Raw genomic sequence first — 1,547 nt, 5'->3', positions numbered from 1 at the left:
TCCAGAGCAGTGATAGAATTATCAGCACCAAAAACCTGAGCCAAAACCTCCCCAGTCGCAGCAACTTGCAGCAGTGTGGCATTCGCAGTAAAGTTAATTTGCAAAGCCTCAAAACTCAAGCCACCAGCCAGAACAAACTGATCAGTTCCTACGGAAAAATTGAGCACAGTATCCATACCACTATTAGCGCTTAACACAAAGCGATCACTCCCAGTACCCCCAATCAAAGTATCATCTGAGCCATCACCAAACAGCCAGTCATCTCCTGCACCCCCATTGAGAATATCGCGATCTTTCCCTCCATAAATAGTGTCATTACCATCATCACCATTGAGAGCATCTTGACCTTCATTGCCATATAACAGGTCATCGCCACTACCACCATTAATACAGTCTTGCTGACCGTCTTCACCCACAGCCCCTCGCAGATTTTCCCCACGATCGCCACTAATGGTATCGTTACCTTCATCGCCACACAAAATATCGCTACCATCATCGCCGTAGATCAAATCATCGCCAGCATCTCCATTTACCAAGTCGTCATCCTTGCCACCACGAAGGGTATCGTTACCAGAACCCCCATCGAGAGAGTCGGAACTTTCACCGCCACCCTGAAAATCATTTCCATCTCCGCCAAATAGCAAGTCGCGGCCATCTACATCGGACACTAACTCGTTTTGCAAGCCACCATAAAGCGAATCGTCTCCCTCATCGCCGACAATCGTGTCGGAACCGAGTTCGCCCCAAATCAGGTCGTTGTCTTTGCCACCGTAAACTAAGTCATTACCTTTGCCGGCAAAAATGCTATCGTTACCGCTGCCACCGCCGATGATGTCGCCGGTGTCGTTGCCGAAAATTAAATCACCTTCATCAGTCGCAATTGTCCTACCTGCTGCAGTGCCGTAGTCGCCGATGATGGTGTCGGAACCTTGATTGCCGTAGAGAGTATCCGAGTCAGTTTCGCCGAAAAGATGATCGCCCCCTTTGCCTCCAAACAGCAAATCCCGTCCGTTACCACCTCGCAAGGTGTCGTCTTGTTCTTGGCCGTGAAGTAAGTCGTTGCCATCGCCTCCTGTCAGCAAATCGAAGCCGTCGGGGTCACTGTCTAGGGAGTTGAGGAGGCCACCAAACAAAGAGTCGTCTCCGTTGTCGCCGTCCAGGGTGTCCGGGCCTTTGTCACCCCAAATCAGGTCGTTGTCGATGCCACCATAGGCGATGTCAGGGCCTTTGCCGGAGTAAACGGTGTCATTGCCTTGAGTGCCGGCAATGGCGTCGCCTGAAGAACCGCCGAAAATTAGGTCGCTGTCGTTGTCGCTTAAGTCGATGTTGTTGCCGTTGTCGCCGACTATGGTGTCGGCACCGCGATCGCCGTACAATGTGTCGGAGTTGCGATCTCCAAAAATGCGATCGTCTTGTTTGCCGCCAAATACGGCATCGGTTTGTTTGCCGCCGTACACGATGTCGTTGCCCTTACCCGCAGCTATGTAATCTCGCTGTTGGTCGCCGAAAGCGATATCGCTGCCTGCTTCACCTAATACTGTGTCGTC

1 protein-coding gene is annotated in these 1,547 nt (G+C 51.5%); it reads right to left on the bottom strand.

Annotated features, from left to right (window positions below):
- Positions 1-1,547 (bottom strand): calcium-binding protein (locus tag QUA24_RS27190; protein WP_333233530.1); only part of this gene is annotated, 1,547 nt, incomplete at both ends.

The sequence above is a fragment of the Microcoleus sp. Pol12B5 genome (assembly GCF_036701335.1).
Classification (GTDB): domain Bacteria; phylum Cyanobacteriota; class Cyanobacteriia; order Cyanobacteriales; family Microcoleaceae; genus Microcoleus.
Note: the sequence above shows the minus strand (reverse complement) of the source record. Positions and strands in the feature narration are given on the sequence as shown.